Source organism: Kitasatospora sp. NPDC127035, assembly GCF_042726075.1.
Lineage (GTDB): Bacteria > Actinomycetota > Actinomycetes > Streptomycetales > Streptomycetaceae > Kitasatospora.
The window spans coordinates 152,607-174,717 of record NZ_JBHXDN010000009.1; the positions used below are offsets into that span (position 1 = coordinate 152,607).

16 protein-coding genes are annotated in these 22,111 nt (G+C 74.0%); 10 read left to right on the forward strand and 6 right to left on the reverse strand.

All coding sequences use genetic code 11. The features are described 5' to 3' along the window. Nucleotides 1-140: 140 nt before the first annotated feature. Together ACFWIC_RS08500 and ACFWIC_RS08505 are read right to left on the reverse strand one after the other, a co-directional pair. A complete protein-coding gene (locus ACFWIC_RS08500; RefSeq protein ID WP_380516997.1) occupies nucleotides 141-2,189 on the reverse strand; it encodes a TerD family protein in 2,049 nt (682 codons plus the stop codon). Between the two features lie 264 nt (nucleotides 2,190-2,453). Beyond that, nucleotides 2,454-4,817 (reverse strand): lamin tail domain-containing protein, encoded by a 2,364-nt coding sequence (locus ACFWIC_RS08505; RefSeq protein WP_380516999.1) that lies wholly within the window; start codon nucleotides 4,815-4,817, stop codon nucleotides 2,454-2,456. A 468-nt stretch (nucleotides 4,818-5,285) separates the two neighbouring features. On the opposite strand from ACFWIC_RS08505, the gene ACFWIC_RS08510 reads away from it, so the two are divergent. From ACFWIC_RS08510 to ACFWIC_RS08535, 6 genes are all read left to right on the forward strand, one after another. After that, on the forward strand, nucleotides 5,286-6,359 hold the full coding sequence (locus tag ACFWIC_RS08510; protein ID WP_380517075.1) for a FecCD family ABC transporter permease: 1,074 nt from the start codon (nucleotides 5,286-5,288) through the stop codon (nucleotides 6,357-6,359). Then, nucleotides 6,356-7,417 carry a FecCD family ABC transporter permease gene (locus ACFWIC_RS08515; protein ID WP_380357660.1) on the forward strand — a complete coding sequence of 354 codons (1,062 nt, stop codon included), beginning with the start codon at nucleotides 6,356-6,358 and terminating at the stop codon, nucleotides 7,415-7,417. Before ACFWIC_RS08510 ends, ACFWIC_RS08515 begins: the two co-directional genes overlap by 4 nt. Nucleotides 7,418-7,457: 40 nt before the next feature. Then, on the forward strand, nucleotides 7,458-8,387 hold the full coding sequence (locus tag ACFWIC_RS08520; RefSeq protein ID WP_380517002.1) for an ABC transporter ATP-binding protein: 930 nt from the start codon (nucleotides 7,458-7,460) through the stop codon (nucleotides 8,385-8,387). Nucleotides 8,388-8,470: 83 nt separating this feature from the next. Next, nucleotides 8,471-9,526 carry an iron-siderophore ABC transporter substrate-binding protein gene (locus tag ACFWIC_RS08525; RefSeq protein ID WP_329880879.1) on the forward strand — a complete coding sequence of 352 codons (1,056 nt, stop codon included), beginning with the start codon at nucleotides 8,471-8,473 and terminating at the stop codon, nucleotides 9,524-9,526. 92 nt (nucleotides 9,527-9,618) lie between these two features. Further along, nucleotides 9,619-11,436 carry an ABC transporter ATP-binding protein gene (locus tag ACFWIC_RS08530; protein WP_380517005.1) on the forward strand — a complete coding sequence of 606 codons (1,818 nt, stop codon included), beginning with the start codon at nucleotides 9,619-9,621 and terminating at the stop codon, nucleotides 11,434-11,436. Nucleotides 11,437-11,595: 159 nt separating this feature from the next. Further along, entirely contained in the window at nucleotides 11,596-13,299 is a 1,704-nt protein-coding gene (locus tag ACFWIC_RS08535) for an ABC transporter ATP-binding protein (protein WP_380357665.1), read from the forward strand. A gap of 42 nt (nucleotides 13,300-13,341) precedes the next feature. Here ACFWIC_RS08535 and ACFWIC_RS08540 read toward each other — a convergent pair whose 3' ends face one another. After that, on the reverse strand, nucleotides 13,342-13,818 hold the full coding sequence (locus ACFWIC_RS08540; protein WP_329948210.1) for a PPOX class F420-dependent oxidoreductase: 477 nt from the start codon (nucleotides 13,816-13,818) through the stop codon (nucleotides 13,342-13,344). A gap of 130 nt (nucleotides 13,819-13,948) precedes the next feature. Continuing rightward, nucleotides 13,949-15,775, reverse strand: coding sequence for a D-alanyl-D-alanine carboxypeptidase family protein (locus ACFWIC_RS08545; RefSeq protein WP_380517009.1), 1,827 nt, complete (start codon nucleotides 15,773-15,775; stop codon nucleotides 13,949-13,951). A 318-nt stretch (nucleotides 15,776-16,093) separates the two neighbouring features. Between ACFWIC_RS08545 and ACFWIC_RS08550 the strand changes: the two genes are divergently transcribed. From ACFWIC_RS08550 to ACFWIC_RS08565, 4 genes are all read left to right on the forward strand, one after another. After that, nucleotides 16,094-17,521 (forward strand): MFS transporter, encoded by a 1,428-nt coding sequence (locus ACFWIC_RS08550; protein WP_380517012.1) that lies wholly within the window; start codon nucleotides 16,094-16,096, stop codon nucleotides 17,519-17,521. A gap of 10 nt (nucleotides 17,522-17,531) precedes the next feature. Continuing rightward, on the forward strand, nucleotides 17,532-17,747 hold the full coding sequence (locus ACFWIC_RS08555; protein WP_355409002.1) for a hypothetical protein: 216 nt from the start codon (nucleotides 17,532-17,534) through the stop codon (nucleotides 17,745-17,747). A gap of 138 nt (nucleotides 17,748-17,885) precedes the next feature. Then, nucleotides 17,886-18,173, forward strand: coding sequence for a hypothetical protein (locus tag ACFWIC_RS08560; protein WP_380517015.1), 288 nt, complete (start codon nucleotides 17,886-17,888; stop codon nucleotides 18,171-18,173). A gap of 290 nt (nucleotides 18,174-18,463) precedes the next feature. Further along, nucleotides 18,464-19,459, forward strand: coding sequence for an alpha/beta hydrolase (locus ACFWIC_RS08565; protein ID WP_355409004.1), 996 nt, complete (start codon nucleotides 18,464-18,466; stop codon nucleotides 19,457-19,459). A 43-nt stretch (nucleotides 19,460-19,502) separates the two neighbouring features. Here the strand turns inward: ACFWIC_RS08565 and ACFWIC_RS08570 are convergent, their stop codons facing one another. Together ACFWIC_RS08570 and ACFWIC_RS08575 are read right to left on the reverse strand one after the other, a co-directional pair. Next, nucleotides 19,503-21,050 carry a VWA domain-containing protein gene (locus ACFWIC_RS08570; RefSeq protein ID WP_380357682.1) on the reverse strand — a complete coding sequence of 516 codons (1,548 nt, stop codon included), beginning with the start codon at nucleotides 21,048-21,050 and terminating at the stop codon, nucleotides 19,503-19,505. Continuing rightward, nucleotides 21,047-21,919 carry an AAA family ATPase gene (locus ACFWIC_RS08575; protein WP_380517019.1) on the reverse strand — a complete coding sequence of 291 codons (873 nt, stop codon included), beginning with the start codon at nucleotides 21,917-21,919 and terminating at the stop codon, nucleotides 21,047-21,049. The genes ACFWIC_RS08570 and ACFWIC_RS08575 overlap by 4 nt, the downstream gene beginning before the upstream one ends. Between the last annotated feature and the right edge of the window lie 192 nt (nucleotides 21,920-22,111).

Consider the following 22,111-nt stretch of genomic DNA (forward strand, 5'->3'; position numbering starts at 1 on the left):
GTTTTTTTTTTATTCGCCGGGGGGGGGGGTGCCCCCGGCCCTCCGGGGGGGGGGCCGGCGGCGGGGGCCCCCCCCCCCGGCGGCCCTGCGGTTGCGGTGGGGCGACCGTGCGGACGGCCCCGGCCCCGATGCCCCGGCGTCTACGGCCGCCGCGCCGCACGGTGGTCAAGGTGCACGAGGACGGTCGAGTGGAACCGTTCGACGGCATCGTCGACGCTGCGGATGAAACCGGTCTCGGCGTTGCCGCGGGTACTGCCCATGCTCTTCGACAGGGAGAGACGGAAGCCGGTGATCCGCGAGGTGTCCTTCGGCAGCAGGTCGCCGGGTTCGGGCCGGAGCTTCTCCAACGTGCCCCGGGGACCGGCGGCAGCGCCGTCGGTGAGCGTCTCCACGTGCAGGTCGGCCGGGGCTTCGGCGAGCTGGCGGACCAGGCGCTTGACCCAGCTGAGCGGATAGCCCTGCTCGGGGGCCGGGATCTCGGTCGAGGTGCGGAGCTTCCCGACCCGGAGGTCGGCGGTGATGGAGATGCTGCCAGCGGCATCGTCGATCCTGATCTCGGCGCTCAGTCGACCGTCCGTGCAGAGCCGGTCGGCGAGCTCGGTGCGGCGGGCCCGGGCGTCCTCGCCACGGCGGGTCCGCTGGACGGGCAGCACCTTGACGCCGAGTTCGCCGCCGAGTTGGAAGCAGACCTGCCGGACGAGTCGTTCCCAGCTCTCGACGACCTGGACGGCGCGCTGGTCCCCCGTGGCCAGCGTCTCGTCGTCGATGCCCTTGCGGACCGGCACCCAGGCAGGGCCCATGTTCTGGAAGCCGTGGCAGCCCGAGTTCTCGTGCTGGAGGTAGTGCAGGAGTTCCTGGAGCAGCCACGCGTGCGCGGGGTTGCTGACGCCCTCGTGCCGGATCAGCGTCTTCGCCTGGTAGGCGACCTCGGCCCAGGAGAGGTGGCCGAGCAGGACCTTGTGCTTGCGCCGTCCGTCGACCTTGACGGCGACGAGCGGACTCCCGTCGAGTGCCACGTCGTTGGAGAGGGTGATGACCGCCTCGTAGCCGCGTCGTGCGGCGATGTCCATGTAGTCCTGGACCTGATCGGCCTTCAGCGGGTTGCCGTTGGTCTTGCTCTCGACGAGGGCCGTCCACAGCCGCCCGGCCCGCTCGACGCGTATGACGCCGTCGGGCCGCTTGGGCGAGTCGCCGTGCGGCAGCGACACCTCGGTGAACGTCTCGGTACGGCCGGCCGGTGCGCCGAACGCGGCGGTGAGGCGGCGTCCGAACTCCGGCACCTGGGCCATCACGGACAGCAGGACCGAGGTGGCACGGACCTCCCGCTCGCGGTCGCTCTTGAGGCTGCTGGCGGGGAAGAGCCGCGCCGTGCGCCAGGCGTCGTTCTCGGCGAGCGACGGCTTGGGGGCCTTGGGGAGGGTGACCTTCTTCTTGGCCGTGCGTAGCCGCTTGGGGGCTGCCGGCTCGGGAGTCGAATCGGTGGTCGGAGCCGGGACGGCGGGCGGTGCCGTGGTGGTGGGCGGGTTCGCGGTGGCGGGCGCCGTTGTCTTGGCAGCCGATTCCTCGGCCCCGGGCAGGGGGTCCGTGGTGAGGGCGCCGTCGGCGCGGTCGTTCTCGTCGCGCGCGTCGAGCTCGTTGTCCGAGTCGTTCTCGTCGTCCTCGATCTCGATGCCGAAGTCGGTGGCGAGCCCCGCCAGTCCGGTGTCGTAGCCCTGGCCGATGGCGCGGAACTTCCACTCCTGGTTCCGGCGGTAGATCTCGCCGAACACGAAGGCGCTCTCGGAGTCCGCGTCGGTGATGGAGAAGCCGAGCAGCCGCTCGCCGCCCAGGTCGGTGAGTTCGACTCGGAGATTGTCCAACTTGCCGAAGGGAGCCCGCTGGTGGCGGCTGGCTGCGATCACCAGGCGGTCGATGTCGGTGGGCACGGCGGTGAGGTCCAGCTGGATGCGGTCCTCGGTTCCGGCCTCGGTCGGGGTCTGCCCGAGCAGTTGGACGCTGCCGTCCTCGGCGGTGGGGTTGTTGTAGAAGAAGAAGTCGGCGTTGCTGCGGACCTTGCCGTCGGCGGTCAGGAGGAGGACCGAGACGTCGGCGTCCCCGTCGCCGTCGGGGCTGCTCCACCCGAGGCCCACGGTGACGGAGTCGGTGGCCTCGCTCAGCGCCGCGAGTCCGACATTGGCTCCCTTGACCATTTCCTGCACGAATGTCCCCCAGAGGAACAGGGCTGTGCCGGTGGCGCCGGCGCAGCCGTGATGTGGTGGTGCCGTCGGCGTGTGCCCGTCCCGGCCAGCAGGGAGCCTAGCCGCTTGAGAAGGCGCTGTGACCAGGTTCCGAGCAGATTGTATGCATGCTATCGGTGTGTCATGTTCGCGAATGCGGCTGGGAACGAAGCCTGCCTTCACATACGGCGCTGCCCCGGCGCCGGGGGCGGGGCCGGGGCAGCGGGGTTCGGGGTGTCAGGGGAGGGGGATGCGGACGACCTGGGGGTCGTGGTCGCTGAGCTGGGTGGGGAACTCGCTGTTGAGGTGGACGATGTCGTAGCTGTAGGGCCTGGCCGCGAGGGCGGGGGAGATCAGGATGTGGTCGAGCACCTGGGAGTTGCCCTCGTAGACGTAGGTGTAGCGCTCGGCGAGGGGGAGGGTGCGGGGGAGGTCGACCAGGGAGCCGCCCGCGGTGAGGAGGTCGGCGGTCTGGGAGAACTCGAAGTCGTTGATGTCGCCGAGGACGATCACCGAGGCGTTCGGGTCGACGGCGAGGAGCTGGTCGGTGAAGGTCTTCACCACGCCGGCCTGGGCGTGCCGCTGGGTCTCGGAGGGGCGGGCCGGCTGCTGGTAGCGGCCGAAGAGGGGCTGGTCGCCGCCCTTGGAGTTGAAGTGGTTGGCGATCACGAAGACCGGGCGGCCGTTCCAGCGGAACTCGCCGGCCAGCGGCTTGCGGCTGGCGCCGAACGCGGAGTTGCCCGGGTCGATCCGGCCGGGGGAGTAGGCGAGTGCCGGGGTGCCGCCGCTGTTGACGACCGAGTTGGCGGTGCTGGAGCCGGCGCCCGGGCGGTCGGTGAAGGTCAGACCCCGGTCCGTGCGGTAGAGGAAGACCTGGCGGATGTTGCCGCCGGGCTGGCCGCCGTCCTGGCCGTCCACCGGGTTGATCTGCCGGTAGGAGTAGGACGGGCCGCCGGCCGCGGTGATGGCGGCGGTCAGCCGGGCGAGGGTCTGGTCGGCGGCGACGGTGCCGTTGTCGGTGGCGCCGTTGTTGTCCTGGATCTCCTCCAGCGCGACCAGGTCGGGCGCGCGGAGGTTGGTGACCACGGCGGCGGCCAGGCCGTCGAACTTGCTCTGGGGGTCGTTCGGGGAGAGGTTCTCGACGTTGAACGTCGCCGTGGCCAGTTCGCCGGCGGCCGGCGCGGCCGTGGTCTCCGCGGCGAGTCCGCCGGAGGTGACCGTCGGGGTCGTGGTGGGGAGCAGCTTGAAGTTGCCGAAGGAGTAGTCGACGACGCCGACGGTGGCGCCGGTGAGGGTGTCGCCGACCTTGGCGGTCGGTACGGGGGCGAGCACGTCGTCGAGGACGATCCGTTCGGGGTTGCCGTCGCCGGCCCGGAGGAGGATGCCGCCGCGGGTGGTGCGGGTGGTGGAGCCCTGCGGGACGACCGGGATCTCGCCGAACGAGCTGGTCGGGCCGACCACGGCCGCGTCGTCGATCCTGACCCGCATGCCCTCCAGGGACTCCCAGAAGTCGAGGCCGTCGGTGGACGGCTGGAAGCCGGCCGCGGTCTCGACGTTGCCGCTGGTCACGCCGGAGATCACCGCGGCCGGCGGCACCCGGCCGCCGGCCCCGACCAGGGCGGGTGCGGGAAGCGGCGCGTTGTGGGTGAGGACGGTGACGCTCGGTGCGGTCAGTTCGGTGACGGTGAGGTTGGTGGTGCCGCCGGTGCCGCCCGGACGGAACTCGCTCACCGTGCCGCCGACCGTCACCGAGTCGCCGACGGCGACGCCCGGTGCGCCGGCCGTGTAGACGTAGACGGCCTCGCTGGTGGCCGGGTCGGCGTCGGGCTGCGGGTCCTGGAACCAGAAGCCGCTCGGGCCGGTGGCGGTGACGACGCCGGGCACGGCCGTGACGGTCTGTCCGGCCTTCGGCGAGGTGCGGGCGGCGCCCTGGACGTCACGTATCCGGGTGCCGCCGGTGCCGCCGCCGGAGGAGGAGTTGCGGGGGGCGGGCGCGGTGACGGCGAAGTCGGCCGCGTTGCTGTCGGTGTCGGTGGCCCCGCCGCCGGCCCGCAGCGCGGCCGTGGTGTTGGCGAGGTTGCCGGTCGGTGAGCCCTCGGCGGAACTGGCCGTCGACCCGTAGCCGACGAAGTCCTTCACGCCCGGCTGGGTGGCGCAGCCCGTGGCGCAGGTGAGCGCGGTGCCGTTGGTGACCAGCGCGACCTTGCCGGTGGTGGCGCTCAGGGCGAGCGTGCCGGTCGCGTCCGGCGTCGGCAGGGCGGCTCCGGAGCCGGCCCCCGCCGCCTGCTGGACGAGGTAGTACCTGCCGGGGGCGACGGTGCCCGACAGCGTGGTCCTCGCCCAGGAGGAGCCGCCCGCCGAGGCGTACTGGACGGTCCAGCCGGTGACCGGGACCGGCACGGTGCCCCGGTTGTAGAGCTCGACGTAGTCGTTGGCGTACTGGGCGCCGGAGTTGCCGCCACCGCCGTACACCTGGCTGATCACGATGTCCGCGGACACCGCCTGCGCGGTGCCGGCCGGCAGCGCGAGGAGCGCTCCCACGACGGCGGCGGCGGATGCCACCGCCGGTGTGCGGAGCCGGACTCGATCGGTTCGCCTCACGGGGGTCCTCCTGACGAGCGAGCGGGTGATGGTCGGCGCTGTGCGTTCAGGGGCGTCTGTCGGACAAGCCTTAGCAGCGTCACCCGTGCCGTACCGCGCGCTGTGGTGAACGGCCGGACGTACGAGGGGAGAACAGTTCCGGCCGGGCGGTACCCCCACCGGGCGGAATTGGGCGGGGAAGGAGGGCTTCGCCCCCTCTTGTTCGGTCGACAGCACTACTGGATAAGGTGAGCGTTACCTAAGTTCCGTCGGTCGTCGGTCGTCGGTGCGCCTGGACTCCTTCGCGCCTCCGGCCTCGACAGGACGCCCGGCAGGCGGCCGTCCCGGCCGACCCGCAGGCGGGTCGGCCGACGTGCACGCAGTACGTGAGAGAAAGGAACGTCCGTGCCCCCTGGCACACGCCGTCGCTCCGGCGGCCCGCCCGACGGCGAGCACGAGGTCGCCGGGCGGCCCGGCGACGGTGCCGGGATGACCTACCTCGCCACGGGCGCGATTTCAGCGGAACGCCCCGCACTTTCCAAGGTGGCAGGGCTCCGGCGGCGGCGAATCCTCGGTCTGGGCGTGGTGGGAGCGGTCCTCGTCGCCGTTGCGGTGCTCTCGGTCGCCGTCGGTGCGCGGGCGTTGACTCCCGCCGAGGTGTGGCACGGGCTGTTCGCGGGGCCGGACCCCGACCAGAGGAGTACGGAGATCAGGCTCATCGTGCAGACCGTGCGGGTGCCCCGGACGGTGCTCGCGATCGTGGCGGGCGTCGCGCTGGGCGTCGGCGGGGCACTGATCCAGGGGTTCACCCGCAACCCCATCGCGGACACCGGCCTGCTGGGGGTGAACACCGGTGCCTCGTTCGCCGTGGTGGCGGCGATCTCCCTGTTGGGGTTCACCGACCCGTTCCAGTACGTGTGGTTCGCCTTCCTGGGGGCCGCGCTCGCGGGTGTCGTCGTGTTCGGGCTGTCGAGCATCGGGCGGGGCGCCGGCAATCCGCTGACCCTGGCTCTGGCGGGCCAGGGGGTCGCGGTGTTCCTCGCGGCGATGACGACGGCGATCGCCCTGTCGGACAAGGCGGCGCTGAACGCCCTGCGGTTCTGGAACGCCGGCTCGGTGGCCGGTGTGCCGTTCCGGGTGATCTGGCCGGTGACCGCCTTCGTCGTGGTCGGGCTGGTGCTGGCCCTGGTCACCCTGCCCTCGGTCAACCTGCTCAACCTGGGGGACGACGTGGCGCGGGGCCTGGGGGTGAACATCGCGCTGATCCGGACCGTCGGCATCGTCGCGATCACGCTCATGGCGGGCGCGGCGACGGCGGCGTGCGGTCCTGTCACGTTCCTCGGGCTCATGGTGGCGCACGTGGCCCGGTACCTGGCGGGGCCGGACTACCGCTGGCTGGTGCCGTACGCGGGCCTGCTCGGCGCGGTGGTCCTGCTGGTCTGCGACATCGTGGGGCGCGTGGTGGTCCGGCCGGGCGAGCTGGAGGCCGGCGTCCTCGTCGCCCTCCTCGGTGCCCCGTTCTTCGCGGGTCTGGTGTGGCGAGGGAAGTTCAAGAGCGCATGAACGTGACCTTGGAGAAGCGGGTGGCGGCGCCGGGCGTGCGGTTCGGCGGCCTGTCCTTCGTGTGGCGGCCCAGGATCGTGCTGGTCACGCTGCTGCTGACGGCGGCGACCTTCCTGGGGTTCTGCCTGTCCATCGCGGTGGGGGACTTCCCCATCGGGCTGCCGCAGGTGGTGGCCACGCTCTTCGGCGGCGGCGAGCGGGTCGACGAGTTCGTGATCATGGACCTGCGCATGCCGCGGGCCCTGGCCGGTCTCGTCGTGGGGTTCGCGCTGGGGGTGTCCGGGGCGCTCACGCAGTCCATCGCCCGCAACCCGCTGGCGAGTCCGGACATCCTGGGGATCACCGGAGGGGCGAGCGCCGTCACGGTGTTCCTGGTGACGGTGTCGGGCGGGTCGGCCGCCGCGGTCGTCAGCGCCGTCGGCCTCTCCGGGGCGGCGCTGGTGGGCGGTCTCGGCACCGGCCTGCTGGTGTACTTCCTGGCGTGGCGACGGGGGGTCGACGGTTTCCGGCTCATCCTCATCGGCATCTCGGTGAGCGCCGTGATGGAGGCGGTCACGACCTGGCTGCTGGCCACCGCCGACATCAGGGACGTGGCCCGGGCCCAGGCGTGGCTGGTCGGCTCGCTGGACAACCGTTCCTGGGACGAGGTGTGGGTGGCGCTCTGGGGCACGCTGGCCGTCCTGGCCGTCGTGACCGGCGTCGCCTTCCAGTTCAAACCGCTGCACTTCGGTGACGACGTGGCGGCCGGCCTGGGGGTGCGGTACGCGCTGGTGCGGGCGGTGCTGCTGCTCTGCGCGGTGCTCCTGGCCGGCTTCGCGGTGAGCGCGGCGGGGCCGGTGCCGTTCGTCGCCCTGGTGGCGCCGCAGGTGGCGATGCGTCTGACGAGGTGCCCGACACCGCCGGTGGTGGCCTCCGGCACGGTCGGAGCGCTGCTGCTGATCGGCTCGGACCTGGTCGCCCGGACGGCGCTGCCGATCACCCTGCCGGTCGGCGTGGTCACCGCCGCCATCGGTGGTCCCTTCCTCGTCCACCTCCTGGTGCGGGCGAACCGCCGCTAGGTGATAGAAAGGTTAGGCAAGCCTAAATAGAGGGGGCCCCATGGTCGCTGAGCACACCGGGACCGAGCCCGGGACCGAGTCCGGGATCAGGTCCGGGATCAAATCCGGGATCAGGTCCCGGACCGGTTCCGCCGCCGGGTCGGACGGCGTCCCGCGGCTGGCGGCCAGGGGTGTCACGGTCGGGTACGGCGACCGGACCGTCATCGACGCCCTGGACGTCACGATCCCGCCGGGGGTGGTGACCACGATCATCGGCCCCAACGGGTGCGGGAAGTCCACCCTGCTGCGGACCCTGTCACGGCTGCTCAGGCCGACCCGGGGGTCGGTGGTGCTGGACGGTGAGGACATCGTCAGGCTCAGGACCAGGGACGTGGCGAAGAAGCTCGGCCTGCTGCCGCAGTCGCCCGTCGCGCCGGAGGGCCTGACCGTGGCGGACCTCGTCGCCAGGGGCCGGCACCCGCACCAGAGCTGGCTGCGGCAGTGGTCCTCCGACGACGCCTCGGTGGTGGAGCGCGCGCTGGCCATGACCGGGGTGTCCGACCTGGCCGACCGCCCCGTCGACGCGCTGTCCGGGGGTCAGCGGCAGCGGGTCTGGATCTCCATGACGCTGGCCCAGGGCACCGATCTGCTGCTGCTCGACGAGCCCACCACCTACCTGGACCTCGCGCACGCGGTCGACGTGCTCGACCTGGTGGACGACCTGCACGAGTCGGGGTGCACCGTGGTCATGGTGCTGCACGACCTCAACCTGGCCGCCCGGTACAGCGACAACCTGATCGTGATGAAGGCGGGTTCGGTCCTGGCGCAGGGTCACCCGCGCGACGTGGTGACCCCGGAGCTGCTGCACGAGGCGTTCGGCCTGCGGGCCGAGGTGATCGACGACCCGGTGGGTGGCCGGCCGCTCGTCGTGCCGATAGGCCGGACCCATGTCCGGGGACGGGGCGGGCGGGAAGCCGGAGCTTCAACTTAGGCTAGGCTCACCTCATCACCCCAAACCAAGGCTCACCTGCCGTCATGCGGGGTGTCGGACAGCACGACAGCAAGGGAATCCGGATGCTCCTCGACCGAACGACACGAACGAACGCCTGGCGGCGGCTGGCGGCGGGCGTGTCCGTCGCGGCCCTCGGCGTGGGTCTCCTCGCCGGCTGTGGTTCCGACGCGGGGGACAAGAGCGCGAACGACAGCGCCAACGCCCCGGCCGCCACCGGCGCGTTCCCCGTCACCGTCGAGCACGCCTTCGGGTCCACGAAGGTCGACAAGGCGCCCAAGCGTGTCGTGTCCGTCGGCTACACCGACGACCAGACGATCCTCGCGTTCGGCGTCAAGCCGGTCGGCATGGTCGACCAGTACCCGAACCCGGTGGGGCAGAGCCCCGACATCAACACGCAGTGGCCCTGGGTCAAGGACAAGTGGGGCGACGCGCGTCCCGAGGTGGTCCTGAACAACGGCGACGCCGGCCCCAACTTCGAGAAGATCGCCGCCCTGCGGCCCGACCTGATCGTCGCGGTCTACTCCGAGATCGACCAGGCCGCCTACGACAAGCTCTCCAAGATCGCCCCGACGGTCGGCCGTACGAAGGCCGAGAAGGAGCCGTTCAGCGCTCCGTGGCAGGACAACGCGCTCCACATCGCCAAGGCGCTCGGCAAGGCCGACGAGGGTAAGCAGATGGTCCAGGGCATCCAGGACAAGCTCGCCGCGGTCAAGACGGCCCACCCGGAGTTCGCCACCCAGACCGCCGTCGCGCTCTCCTGGTACAAGGACTCGGTCACGCCCTTCACCACCACCGACGTACGGGGTCAGCTCCTCGCCGGGATGGGCTTCAAGGGCCAGACCGAGATCGACAGGATCGCGGGGTCCGGGTTCTCCACGCAGCTCTCCCCGGAGCGCATGGACCTCGTCGACGTCGACCGCGTCTTCGTCATCAACGACAAGGTCGACACCGACGCGCTGAAGAAGTTCGACCTCTTCACCAACCTGAAGGTGTCCAAGGCCGGCAAGGTGTCGTACCTGCTGGACAGTGAGGGACCGGCGGTCGGCGCGGCGATGTCGCAGGCGACCCTGCTCTCCCTGCCGTTCGCCATCGACGAGCTCGCCAAGTCGGTCGGCTAGGGATCGTCGGACAGGCCCCGGGTTCGCTCCTCCGGATCACGTCGGAACAGCGGGTGGCGCGGCCGGCGGGATCCGACAGAGAGGACCTGGGTGTGAGCACCACGGGAACACCGGCCGCTCCGGCCACCCTGCGCACCACGGGCGGCCGTGAGGCAGCCCGATGGGTCGCCGCCCACTGCCGCGACACTCCGTGGTTGACGGCCGCCACCGCGGTCAGCACGGTGGCCGGGGCGGCGCTCCAGATGCTCCCGGTCCTCCTGCTCGGCCGCGTGGTCGACGGCGTGGTCCGGGGCGAGCCGGGCTCGTCCCTGCTCCCGATCGGCGCGCTGATGGTGGCCGCCGCGCTGCTCGGCGCGGCGGCCACCGCGGCGTCGACGTACCTGATCGGGAGGCTCGGCGCCGACCTGCTCGCGCATCTGCGGGAGGGCGCCGTCCGGGCCGTGCTGGGCATGCCGATCGCCCGGGTCGAGCAGGTGGGCCGCGGCGACGTCCTCTCCAGGGTCGGCGACGACGTCGCCGTCCTGTCCAGGGGCATCCGTTCGGCCGTCCCCACGGTGTTCTCCGCGGGCGTGCTGGTGGCCGTCGCCACGATCGGCATGTTCGGGCTCGACTGGCGGCTCGGCCTCGCGGGAGCCTGCGCGCTGCCCGCGTACGGGTTGGCGCTGCGCTGGTACCTCCCCCGGTCCGCCCCGCTCTACCGCAAGCAGCGCGCCGCCCAGGCCGACCGCGCGCAGGCGCTGATCAGCGGTCTGAACGGCATCGACACCGTCCGGGCCTACCGCCTGGAGGAGAGGTTCCGGGAGAAGGTCGCCGACGACTCGCAGCGGGTGCGGGACCACGGCGTCGAGGTGTTCCGCTTCTTCGGCCGGTTCGTCGGCAGGGAGAACCGCGCGGAGTTCATCGGCCTCGTCCTGATCCTCGTGGTGGGCTACGTCCTGCTGGAGACCGGATCCGCCAGCCTCGGCGACGTGTCCGCGGCCCCCCTGGTGTTCCACCGCCTCTTCACGCCGCTGGGCGCCATCATGTTCACCTTCGACGAGGCGCAGAAGTCGGGCGCGAGCCTGACCCGGCTCGTCGGCGTGCTGACGGAGTCCGCGGCGGAGCGGCTGGTGGGCGACTCGGCCCCCGCGCCGCAGGACGGCACCCCGTACCCGGTGACGGTGGAGGGGCTGACGTTCGCGTACCCGGGCGCCGAGGAGCCGGTCCTGCGGGACGTCACCCTGACGGTCCCGGCCGGTGGCTCACTGGCCCTGGTGGGCGCCACGGGCGCCGGCAAGTCGACCCTGGCCGCCCTCGTCGCGGGCATCGAGACTCCGCAGACCGGGTCGGTCCGCGTCGGACCGATCGACCTCGCCGACCTGGACGAGGTCGGGGCGAGGGCGCTGGTGAGCGTCCTGACCCAGGAGACGCACGTGTTCTCCGGCCCGCTCGCCGACGACCTGCGGCTCGCCGCGCCGGAGTCGACCGACGCCGAACTGATGGACGCGCTGCGCACCGTGGGCGCCGAGGAGTGGGTCGAGGCGCTGCCCGACGGGCTGTACACGGCGGTGGGCGAGGGCGGTGAACGGCTGGACGGCACCGCGGTCGCCCATGTCGCCCTGGCCCGCCTGGTGCTGGGACGGGCGCCGGTGGTGGTGCTCGACGAGTCGACCGCGGAGGCCGGCAGTGAGGGCGCCGCCGAACTGGAGCGGGCCGTTCGGGCCGCCTGCGCCGGCCGGACCACGCTGTTCGTGGCCCACCGGCTGACCCAGGCGATGGCGGCCGACCGGATCGCCGTGCTGGACGCGGGACGCGTCGTGGAGCAGGGCACGCACGGGGAGCTGGTGGCCCTGGGCGGCCGCTACGCGCAGCTCTGGCGGGCCTGGAGGGGCGAGAGCCGGGCGATTCCACGTCAGGTCGGTCCGGCCTGAGTTCCCCGGGGCGAGCGCGGTGGGCGACCTCCCGCCCCTCGGGAGACACTCCACGCCGGCCGTACGTCCGGTCGGACTCCTGCGCCGGGAGTTCGGCCCCCTGATCACGATCCGTGATCTGTTCACCCTGCGAACCCCGGAAGCGATTGCCCCGCATCGATGACAACTCCTGACGTCCAGCGATCCCGCCGCCCGGGATCCGACATACTCCGGACCGCGATCCGCCGCAACGCCGGTGCCATGGCCCGGGGCACCCTCCTCATGAGCCTCTACCAGGCCGGCGAGACCGCCTTCCCCATCGCGCTCGGTCTGATCGTCGAGCACACGATGCGCGAACGCAGCCCCGGATCACTCGCCCTGGCGGTCGCGGCCCTGGCCGTGATCACGACGACGGTGTCCCTGTCGTGGCGCTTCGGCATGCGCGTCCTGCAGAAGGCCAACACGACCGAGGCCCACCGCTGGAGGGTGCGGGTCGCGGCCTGCGGCCTCCAGCCGGTGGCCCGGGACACCGGCCTCAAGTCCGGTGAGGTGCTCACCATCGCCACCGAGGACGCCGACCAGACCGCCGACATCGTCGAGGTGGTGCCGATGCTGATCAGCTCCATGGTCGCGGTGCTGGTCGCGGCGGTGGCCCTGGGCACGGCGAGCCTGCGGCTCGGCCTGCTGGTCATGGTCGGGACCGTCGCCATCCTCTCGGTCCTCAGCGTGATGTCCCGGCGGATCGGCAGCAGCACCAAGGAACAGCAGGCGCGGGTGGCACGCGCGGGTGCGAAGGTCGCCGACCTGATCACGGGCCTGCGCCCGCTGCACGGTTTCGGCGGCAACCACGCGGCGTTCCGCTCCTACCGGAGGGTCAGCACGGAGGCGAAGGAGCAGGCGGTCACCGTCGCCCGGGTGAACGGCGCCTACGCGGGCGCCGCGCTGGCGCTGAACGCGACCCTCGCGGCCTCGGTGACCCTGACGGCCGGATGGCTGGCCCTCGACGGGCAGATCGGCATCGGGGCGCTCGTCATGGCCGTGGGCCTGGCGCAGTTCATCATGGAGCCGCTCCGGCTGTTCTCGGACATGCCGAAGTACGTGATGACGGCGCGTGCGTCGGCCGAGCGGATGGCCCTGGTGCTGTCCGCCCCGCCGGTGGCGGCCCCGGGGTCGGAGCAGCCGGCCCCGGGCGGGGACCTGGAGGTCGACTGCGTCCGGTACGGCTCCCTGCAGGGCGTGAAGTTCCACGTCCCGGCCGGCGAGTTCACGGCGATCGCGGCCTACCAGCCGCGGGCGGCGGCCGACCTCGCGTCCGTCTTCGCCGTGGCCGTCCCGCCGGACTCCTACGAGGGAGTGGTGCGGGTCGGCGGCCGGGAGCTCGCGGAGCTGTCGGTCGAGTCGGTCCGTGAGCGGATCCTGGTCAACCCCCACGACGCGGAGATCTTCGCCGGCACGCTCCGCTCGAACATCGACCCGTCGGGGACGAGCCGGACGGTGCCCGAGGCGGTCGAGGCGTCCATGCTGACCGACGTGGTGGCCCTGCACCGGCAGGGGCTCGACTACGAGGTCCGTGACCGCGGCTCGAACCTCTCCGGGGGGCAGCGCCAGCGGCTGTCCCTGGCCCGGGCCCTGGCCGCCGACACCGAGGTGCTCGTCCTGCGTGACCCGACGACCGCCGTGGACGCCGTCACCGAGCAGCTCGTCGCACGCAACATCGCGACGCTGCGGCGGGGCCGTACCACCGTCGTGATCACCAGCAGTCCGGCGCTGCTGGACGCCGCGGACCGGGTCCTCGTCCTGGACGGCGGGGTCGTCACGGCCGAGGGCACCCACCGCAGGCTGCTGGACACCGATCCGGCGTACTGCCTGGCGGTGACCCGGTGACCGGGCCACCGGTGGCGGGGGCGGGCGTCGCTCCCGTCGGTGTCAGTCGGCGAGCGTGAGCCGGATGCCGACGGTGCCGCGGTTGCCGCGCCGCAACTGACTGCCGAGGAGGGTGACCACGCCGAGCAGGCCGTACTTCTGCCGCAGCAGCGTCCGGTAGGCGGCGGTGCGCCCGGGGTCGAGGATCTCGGCGGTGGCCGGGTACGACTCGCCGGTCGGGTTGCCCCGCAGGTCGCAGGGGCCGACCAGGACGTCGGCGCGGTTCCGGATCCGCTTGACCTTCCAGGAGTCCGCGACGGTCCAGACGCCGAGTGCCTCCCCGTCCCGCACCACCCAGACGGGGGTCGGCACGGTGGTGCCGTCCTTCTTGTACGTGGTGACCAGCAGGTAGCTGCCGGAGGCGAGGTGGACCAGGCGTTCGAGCCGCTGCTTCTGACGCTCGGCCGGGTCCTGAGGGTCCTGAGGGTCCTGAGGGTCCTGAGGGTCGTTCGGGCCGGAGGGCGGGGTGGGGGCGCTCATGGCGGGAATTCTAGGGCGCCGACCAGGGAGCTCTCGCGCGCCGGAGGCGGCACCGCGCACGCGGTGCCCCGCCGGTCCGGGGTGTCGCGAGGAGGAACCCCGCCTCGGCCGGCGCCTCGGTGCCCGGGGGTCAGACCCGCCGCCCGGTCCGGCCCGTGGTGAGCCGGGTCCGGGCCGACACGGCCAGCCCCCGGGCCCGGCGGGCGAGCCGGCGGCGTCCGCGTCCGCCGACCGCCGTCGCGCCCGTGGCCCTGGCACCCACGGCCGTGGCACCCGCACAGGCCGCGCGCCCCGGCACGGCGGCGGGACGGAACCGGGGAGCGGCGTCGGGCCGGGCGGGGGTGCCCGGCGGGAACGCCGGGAGGGCGGGCGGGTGCGGAGCGGCGGGGGCGTCGGGCCCGGTGGGCGGTGCGACCGGGAAGGGGAACGCGCTCCACCGGGCGTATTCGGGGTACTGGGAGAACGCCGTCGGGGCGGCGGTCGGCGCGGAGCCAGGAACCGGGCCCGGCAGGGCGGTGCCCGCGGCGGTCCTCGGGTGCAGACGCCGTCGGGTCCGGACCCGGGCCGCCGCCCAGAGCGCCAGCGCCCCGCACAGCGTGACCGCCGTCCAGCCGGCCGGCCCCAGCACGTGGTCGGCCTGCCGGATCGCGTGCGGCAGTACACCCGAGGCCGGCGCCTCGGCGGCCTCCGAGGCCGCGGCCGGGGCGGAGGCTCCCGCCTCCTCGACCAGGTGCCCGACCGGCTCGACCTTGCCCGCCGCCGCGAACCCCCAGTCCAGCAGCGCCGCCGCCTCGTCGTACACCTTGGTCTGCTGCTCCGGGTGCATGACCGTCACGAGCAGGGTCCGCCCGCCGCGTTCTGCGGCGCCGGTGAAGGTGGCCCCGGCGTTGGTGGTGTAGCCGTTCTTCACCCCGATCAGGCCCGGGTACCTGCCGAGCAGGCGGTCGGTGTTGGCGATGTCGAACGAGGAGCGCAGGCCGGTCGCCTTGTCGACCCCGCCCGGGAAGCGGGCGGTGCGGGTCGAGCAGTACGCACGGAAGTCCGGGTTGCGCAGCCCGGCCCGCGCGAAGAGCGTGAGGTCGTACGCCGAGGAGACCTGGCCGTCCTGGTCGTAGCCGTCCGGCGAGACGACCCGGGTGTCGCGGGCCTGGAGGGCGTCGGCCCGGCCCTGCATCTGTGCGACGGTCCTCGCGATCCCGCCGTTCATGTGGGCGAGCACGTGGACGGCGTCGTTGCCGGAGGCGAGGAAGACCCCCCGCCAGAGGTCCTCGACCCGGTACGGCAGGTTCTCCTTGATCCCGACCAGGCTGCTGCCCGCACCCAGCTCCGCCAGCTCGGCCGGCGTCACCCGGTGCTCCAGGGCGCGGTCGAACCGGGGCAGCACGGTGTTGGCGAAGAGCATCTTGAGCGTGCTGGCGGGCGGCAGCGGCAGGTGCGCGTTGCGGGCCGCGAGCACCTCGCCGGTGGCCGCGTCGGCGATCAGCCACGACCGCCCGGTCAGCGCGGCGGGGAGGTCGGGCGCACCGGCGCGGAGGGCCACCTGGACGGCCGGGCGGCCGAGCCGCTCGCCGCCGACCACGGCGGCGGCGTCCTGCGCGGCACCGGCGCCGGGGAGGGCGGTCCCGGACGCGGCTCCGGACGCTCGGGCGGTGGCGGTGGCGGTGGCGGTGGCGGTGGGCGCGGTGGCGGCGGTGCGCGCCGGCGTGGTGGGCGCCGTCGGTGCGGCGGGCCGGGCGGACGCCCGCGTGGGTGTCGCCGTGGCAGCTGCCGTCGTACGGGCCGCGGCGGTGCGCGCCGCTGCCGTGGGCGTCGTCGTGGGCTTCGCCGTCGAGGACGCCGCGAAGGCGGCGGCCGAGCCGGCCGACGACCCGGCGGCGAGGACGAGCGCGGCGACGGCGCCCGCCGCCGGCCTACCGGCGCGGGCACGTCTGCTGACGTGGAGTGACCTCTGCTGCACACCGCGAACGTACCCGGGCGCCCGCCGCCCCGCCCTGCCCGCTGCTCCGTCCGGGCCCGTCCCCGGAGCCGCCGGGCGCCGCCCGATGCCGTCCGTGGACCCGTGGCGGTGCGGCCGGGGCGCCCGCCCGTGGGCCCGCGGGGTGCGCGGGACGCAAGCCCGGGCGGTGCTGGTACGGTTCGGAACCATGTTCGCTCCTCGTGCGTGACCGACCCGCCACGACCGCGCCCGTTCGACCGGCGCGGCGCTCCGGTGTCCCCGTACGCACCCGGGCCGAGGGCCGTCACGCCCCGCCCGGTTCTTCCGAGGAACGATCCCGTGTCCACGCCTTCCCCCGCGCCCGCGCGCACCCCGTCCGACGGCGCCTCCCGCCGTCCCTCCTACCGCGCCGTGCTCGGCGCACCGCACGCCCGCCGCACCTTCGCCGCCGCCCTGCTCGGCCGCCTCTCCTACGGGACGGTCCCGCTGGCGCTGCTGCTCGCCGTCCGCGACGCCACCGGTTCGTACTCGGCGGCCGGCGTGGCCATGGCCCTGTTCGCGCTGGCCAGCGTGCTCCTCTCGCCGGCCAGGGCCGCCCTGGTCGACCGGTACGGACCCCGGCGCGCCCTGCCGCCGATGGCCGGCCTGTACGCCGCACTGCTCCTGGCCGTGGCCGGCGCCACCGCGAGGCCGGGGGTCGAGCCGCCGGCCGTCGGGATCCTGGTGGTCGCCGCCGGGGCCTGCACGCCGCCGCTCGGACCGGTCATGCGGACGCTCTGGCGCCGGCTGCTGCCCGACCCGGCACTGCTCCGCCGCGCCTACAGCCTGGACGGGGTGGCCGAGGAACTGCTCTTCGTCACCGGGCCGTTGCTGGTCGGCGTGCTGCTCCCGGTCGTCGGCCCGGCCGGTGCCGTGGCGGTGGGCGCGGCCCTGGTCCTCTCCGGGACGCTGCTGCTGGTCGCGGCTCCGGCCGCTGCCCGAGCGCCCTCGGTCGACGCGCCCTCGGCCGACGCGCCCTCGGCCGACGCGCCTGCGGTGGTTCCGCCCGAGGTCACCGCGACCGGGACCGCTCCCGCCGGGACCGCCCCCGCCCGGACCGCTCCGGCCGTACCGCCGGCCGCCGGGCAGGCCACCGCCGGTGGGCCCCGGGGCGGGCGGCTCGGCGGCGGGGGAGAGCTGCGCCGCGCGGTGCTCGCGGCAGCCGTGACCGGTCTCGCGCTCGGCGCGCTCGACCTGATGGTGGTCGTCTCCGCCGAGCAGCAGGGCCGTCCGGGGGCGGTCGGCTGGGTGCTGGCGGCTCTCTCGGCGAGCAGTGCCGTCGGAGGTCTCGCCCTCGGCGCGCTCGACCGGCCGATGTCCAACGCGGCCCGGTTGCCGCTGTTGACCGCCGGCCTGGGACTGTCGCTGGCCGTCGCGGGGCTCGCACCGAACCTCCTCCTGCTCGGCGCCGGTGTCGCGCTCGCCGGACTCTTCGTCTCACCCGCCGTCACCACCGCCTACCTGGTGGCGGACGAGGCGGTCGCACCCGACGCCCGGACCCGGGCCGGGGCCTGGGTGAACACCGCGCTCAACGCCGGTTCGGCCGGCGGTGCCGCGACCGTCGGCCTGCTGGTCGGACAGCTGCCGCTGCCCCTCTGTTTCGCCCTCGCCGCGGCCCCGGCCCTCCTCGCCGTGCCGCTGCTCGCCGCGCCGGCCTTCCGCGGGCGCGACTTTGGTGGCGGTCGCCCGCTCCGAAAGTCGGATTCGGGTGACGACCCGGCGCTCTAGCGTCCGGGGAATGAAGAACCTGCTCGGATTCGTGAGCTTCGTCCTCGTGGTCGGAGGCATCAGCGGTCTCGTCTCGGACCACCTCTGGGGCCTGCACGTCTTCGGCTTCCTCCGCTACCTGATCCCCACCGGGTACGAGACGGTGGGCTACCTGGTGATGATCGTCCTGGGCGCGGCCCTCGCCGGGGTGGTGGCCCTCCTCGACCGCGGGGGGCGCGACGACTGACGCGGACCCTCCGGTCCCCGGTTGGGCGACGGGAGTGAAACTCGTTCGTGGACATCCGGGCCGACGGCCCCGCTTGAGGAGGGCGGCGCGCCCCGCCGCGCACGATCGGGCGAGGATCTCATCGGATGAGGAGTACATATGATCAAGAAGATCGTCGTCGTCGCCGCTGCCGGCGGCCTGGTGCTCGCGGGTGCGAGCACGGCCGTCGCAGGCTCGGGCGCCCACCACGGGTACGGCGGCCACGTCGACCGGAAGCCCGTCGCCGGCTGCGCCGTCGGCGGAGACGCCGGCGTGGCGAACATCTGCGGCAATACGAACGTCTACAGCCCCAACATTCTGGGCGGCCTCCTCAACCTGTTCCCCGCGCCCCCGGTCAACGGTGGCGGAGGCGGGGGCAACAACGGCGGAGGCGGGGGCAACAACTGACCCCGACCGCCGCCGTCCCGCCCACTCCCCGACCCGGGTGACCGGGCCGGGGCGTGCCGGGTGTCACGCATCCACGGGCCGGGCGGGCGCGGTGGGCGACCACTGTCGACGATCGCACCTCATGGAACAGGGTGTACTGCCTCGTTCGGGCCACGGGTGGGGCTGACCCGGCCCCCGCCCGGGCGGGACGGGACAGGGGGTTCCCGGGGGACGCCGCTGGGCAGGGTGAGGGCGAACGGTCGGGCGCCGTCCGTCCGATCCGGTGGCGAGCCGCGACCAGGGAGGGCCGCATGACCTTGCAGGCGTACGGGCACATCGCACACCGTCAGGTCGAGGTGAACGGAGTCCGGCTGCACGTCGCGGAACAGGGGGAGGGGCCGCTCGTCCTGCTCCTGCACGGGTTCCCGGAGAGCTGGTACTCCTGGCGGCACCAGTTCGCCCCGCTCGCCGCGGCGGGCTACCACGTGGTCGCCGTCGACCAGCGCGGCTACGCCCGCAGCGAGCAGCCCGAGTCCGTCGACGCCTACACGCTGCTCCACCTGGTCGGCGACGTCGGCGCCCTGATCGGCGCCCTCGGCGAGGAGCGGGCCGTCCTGGTCGGCCACGACTGGGGCGCCCCCGTCGCCTGGACCACCGCCACCCTCCGCCCCGACCTGGTGCGCGCGGTCGCGGGGCTGAGCGTGCCGCCGCTGCCGACGCTCGGGCTGCCGCCGCTGGCGCAGCCCCGACAGCTGTACGGCGACGGCTTCTACCAGATCTACTTCCAGCGCCCCGGCGTCGCCGACGCCGAACTGGCGGAGGACCTGCACTCCACCTTCCGCCGCATGCTCGTCGGCGGATCCGGTGACCGCCCCGGCTCCGAGCGGCCGCAGGCCTGGACGGTGCCCGAAGGGCGGACCCTGCTCGACACCCTCCCCGATCCGGAGACGCTGCCCGGCTGGCTCTCCGCGTCCGACATCGAGGCCTTCGTCGCCGACTACGCCGAGCACGGCGAGCGCGCCTTCACCGGCGGCCTCAACTGGTACCGCAACATCGACCGCAACAACGAGCTGCTCGCGGGCCTCGTCGGCCGCCTGGTCGAGGTGCCGGCCCTCTACGTGGTCGGCGACCGGGACATGGTGTCGGCGATGATCCCCGAGGAGGCGCTGCGCCGGCTGCTCGACGCCATGGCGCCCAAGCTGTACCGGCACGTCACGCTCCCGGGGGCCGGGCACTGGACGCAGCAGGAGCGGCCGGCGGAGGTGACGGCGGCCCTGCTCGACTTCCTCCGGCACCTGGACGGCTGAGCGGACCGGCCCGTCGGACCGGCTCGTCGGACCGGCGGGCTCGTCAGACCGGTAGCAGGTGGGCGATGAAGTCGCCCAGGCGGCGGGAGTTGGGGCAGGAGTGCATCTCCACCACCTCGGCGTACACGCGGGCGGCGGAGTCGCCGGTACCCCAGAGGGAGCGCTGCTCGGGATTCAGCCAGTAGACGCGGCGGGCCCGGGCGGCAACCAGGCGGAGCGCGGGCACGTTGGGATCGCGGTGGTTGTTCCGGGCGTCGCCGAGGACCAGCACGCTGGTGCGCGGGCCGACGGCGTCCAGGTGGTCGTCGGCGAACTCGCCGAGCGCCGAGCCGTAGTCGCTGTTGCCGTGGTAGCCCGTCACCCGGGCCTCGGTGAGGATCCGGCGGGCCAGTGCGGCGGGGTCGGCGCCGCCCCGGGTGAGCAGCCCGGTCACCTCGGCGGTGCGGTTGACGAAGGCGAACACCCGGACCTTGCTGAACTGGTCGCGCATCGCCTGGACGAGCAGCATGGTGAAGTCGGCGAAGCCCGCGACCGAGCCGGAGACGTCGCAGAGCAGCACCAGTTCCGGCCGGGCCGGCCGGCGCAGCCGGTACGCGGGGCGCAGTGGGACGCCGCCGGTGGAGAGCGAGCGGCGCAGGGTGCGGCGCAGGTCGATCCGGCCGCGCGCCGCCCGGCGTCGGCGCGCGGCCGTCCTGGTGGCCAGCTTCCGGGCCAACGGGTGGACGGTGCGCCGAAGTTCGGCGAGCTGGTCGCGGCCGGCGGCGAGGAAGTCGATCCGGTCGACGGTGGGCGCGACGGCCCGCGCGGCGACCTGTTCGGTGCCGCGGAGCTCGGCCGCCCGGCGGCGTGCCTCGGTGGCGACCATGGCGCGGAACCCCTGGATGCGGCGCCGGATCTCGTCGGGGAGGAGGTGGTCGGCGACGTCCGCGCCGTCCGGGCCGGTGCCGTCGGGGTCGCGGACGGTGCCCGCTCGCAGCGCCGCGAGGACGCGGGCCAGCAGGGTTTCGGGCGCGAGCCGGCCGAGCGCCTGGTAGGCGGACCAGCCGCTGGTGCCGGGCGTTGCGGATCCGCCGCCGGTGCCGTACCGGCCGAACGCGGCCACCACCTCGCCCGCGAGGCGGGCCTGGGCGGCCCGGTCGTCGGCGGCGAGTGCGGCGGCCAGCCGGGCCCGGAGGTCCTCGCGGAGCGCGGCGTCCTCGGCGGAGGGGTTCGGGGCGGAGGGGTTCGGGCCGGGGGCGTCCGGGGCGTGCGGCGCGCCTTCGGTGTCCTGGGCCGCGTTCCGGCGTACGGCCTCCGGGGCGCCGACGCCGAGCGGGAAGAACAGGTCGAAGGCGGCGTCGAAGACCGGCCGTTGCCCGTCGGACCGCAGCAGGGCGGCGGCCAGGCCGGCCCGGACCTGCTCGCGTTCGGCGAGGCCGAGGACGTCGAGCACGGCTGCCGCGTCCACCGTCTCGGCCGGGCCGATCCGCAGGCCGTGGCCGCGCAGCGACCGGACGAAGCCGGTCAGCCGGGCGGCGAGGTCGGCGGCCGGCGTGGTGCCGGCGCCGGGGGTGGCGGTGGCGTCGTCGGCGCGGTCCGGCGGGGGGCTCATGCCAGGGTGAGCTTCTGTGCGGCCTTCACCACATCGTCCTGGTGTTTGAGGATCACGCCGAGGGTGGATCGGACGAGTGCCTCGTCAAGGGTGTCGGCGCCGAGCGCGAGCAGGGTGCGGGCCCAGTCGACGGTCTCCGCCACGGACGGCGCCTTGCGCAGTTCCATGGTCCGCAGTGCGCCGACCACCCGGACCAGCGAGTCGGCCAGCGCCGCGTCCAGTCCGGGCACCTTCAGCCGGACGATGCGGCGCTCCAACTCGGCCTCCGGGTAGTCGAGGTGGAGGAAGAGGCAGCGGCGGCGCAGGGCCTCGGAGAGCTCCCGGGTGGCGTTGGAGGTGAGCAGGACGAACGGTCGTCGGGTCGCGGTGATGGTGCCCAGTTCCGGGACGGTGACCTGGAAGTCGCTGAGCACTTCGAGCAGCAGCGCCTCCACCTCGACGTCGGCCTTGTCCATCTCGTCGATCAGCAGCACGGTCGGCTCGTCGCCGCGGATGGCGGTGAGCAGGGGGCGGGTGAGCAGGAACTCCTCGCCGAAGATGTCGGTGCGGGCCCCGTCCCAGCCCTCGTCCCGCCCGGCGGTGATCCGGAGCAGCTGTTTGGCGTGGTTCCACTCGTAGAGCGCGCGGGCCTCGTCGATGCCCTCGTAGCACTGGAGCCGGACCAGCCGGGCGCGGCCGATCGCGGCGACGGCCTTGGCGAGCTCGGTCTTGCCGACCCCGGCCGGGCCCTCCACCAGGAGGGGCTTGCCGAGCCGGTCGGCGAGGAAGACGGTGGTGGCGACCCCGGTCGAGGCCAGGTAGCCCGCCTCGGCCAGCCGCGCGGCGGTGTCGGCCACCGACTCGAAGAACCCCGTGCCCTCGCCGCCCATGCGTGCTCCACTCCCGGTCGCTCACGGTGCCTGTCGCCAGCACCCTACCGGTGGGTCACTTCGCTGTCGCGTGCCGAACGGCGTGGGGGGGGCCGGGGGGGCCCCCCCCCCGGGTGGGGGCGGCCGCCGGCCCCCCGACACCACGCCCTCCAGGTAGCCGCGGGCCCGCTCCGTCCTCGGATAGGCCTCCAG

Coding starts and splice junctions, on each gene's coding strand:
- ACFWIC_RS08510 (WP_380517075.1), top strand. CDS start 5,286: ATGACCTACCTCGCCACGGGCGCGATTTCAGCGGAACGCCCCGCACTT.
- ACFWIC_RS08560 (WP_380517015.1), top strand. CDS start 17,886: ATGATCAAGAAGATCGTCGTCGTCGCCGCTGCCGGCGGCCTGGTGCTC.
- ACFWIC_RS08575 (WP_380517019.1), bottom strand. CDS start 21,919: ATGGGCGGCGAGGGCACGGGGTTCTTCGAGTCGGTGGCCGACACCGCC.
- ACFWIC_RS08520 (WP_380517002.1), top strand. CDS start 7,458: ATGGTCGCTGAGCACACCGGGACCGAGCCCGGGACCGAGTCCGGGATC.
- ACFWIC_RS08570 (WP_380357682.1), bottom strand. CDS start 21,050: ATGAGCCCCCCGCCGGACCGCGCCGACGACGCCACCGCCACCCCCGGC.
- ACFWIC_RS08500 (WP_380516997.1), bottom strand. CDS start 2,189: ATGGTCAAGGGAGCCAATGTCGGACTCGCGGCGCTGAGCGAGGCCACC.
- ACFWIC_RS08535 (WP_380357665.1), top strand. CDS start 11,596: ATGACAACTCCTGACGTCCAGCGATCCCGCCGCCCGGGATCCGACATA.
- ACFWIC_RS08555 (WP_355409002.1), top strand. CDS start 17,532: ATGAAGAACCTGCTCGGATTCGTGAGCTTCGTCCTCGTGGTCGGAGGC.
- ACFWIC_RS08565 (WP_355409004.1), top strand. CDS start 18,464: ATGACCTTGCAGGCGTACGGGCACATCGCACACCGTCAGGTCGAGGTG.
- ACFWIC_RS08515 (WP_380357660.1), top strand. CDS start 6,356: ATGAACGTGACCTTGGAGAAGCGGGTGGCGGCGCCGGGCGTGCGGTTC.
- ACFWIC_RS08525 (WP_329880879.1), top strand. CDS start 8,471: ATGCTCCTCGACCGAACGACACGAACGAACGCCTGGCGGCGGCTGGCG.
- ACFWIC_RS08540 (WP_329948210.1), bottom strand. CDS start 13,818: ATGAGCGCCCCCACCCCGCCCTCCGGCCCGAACGACCCTCAGGACCCT.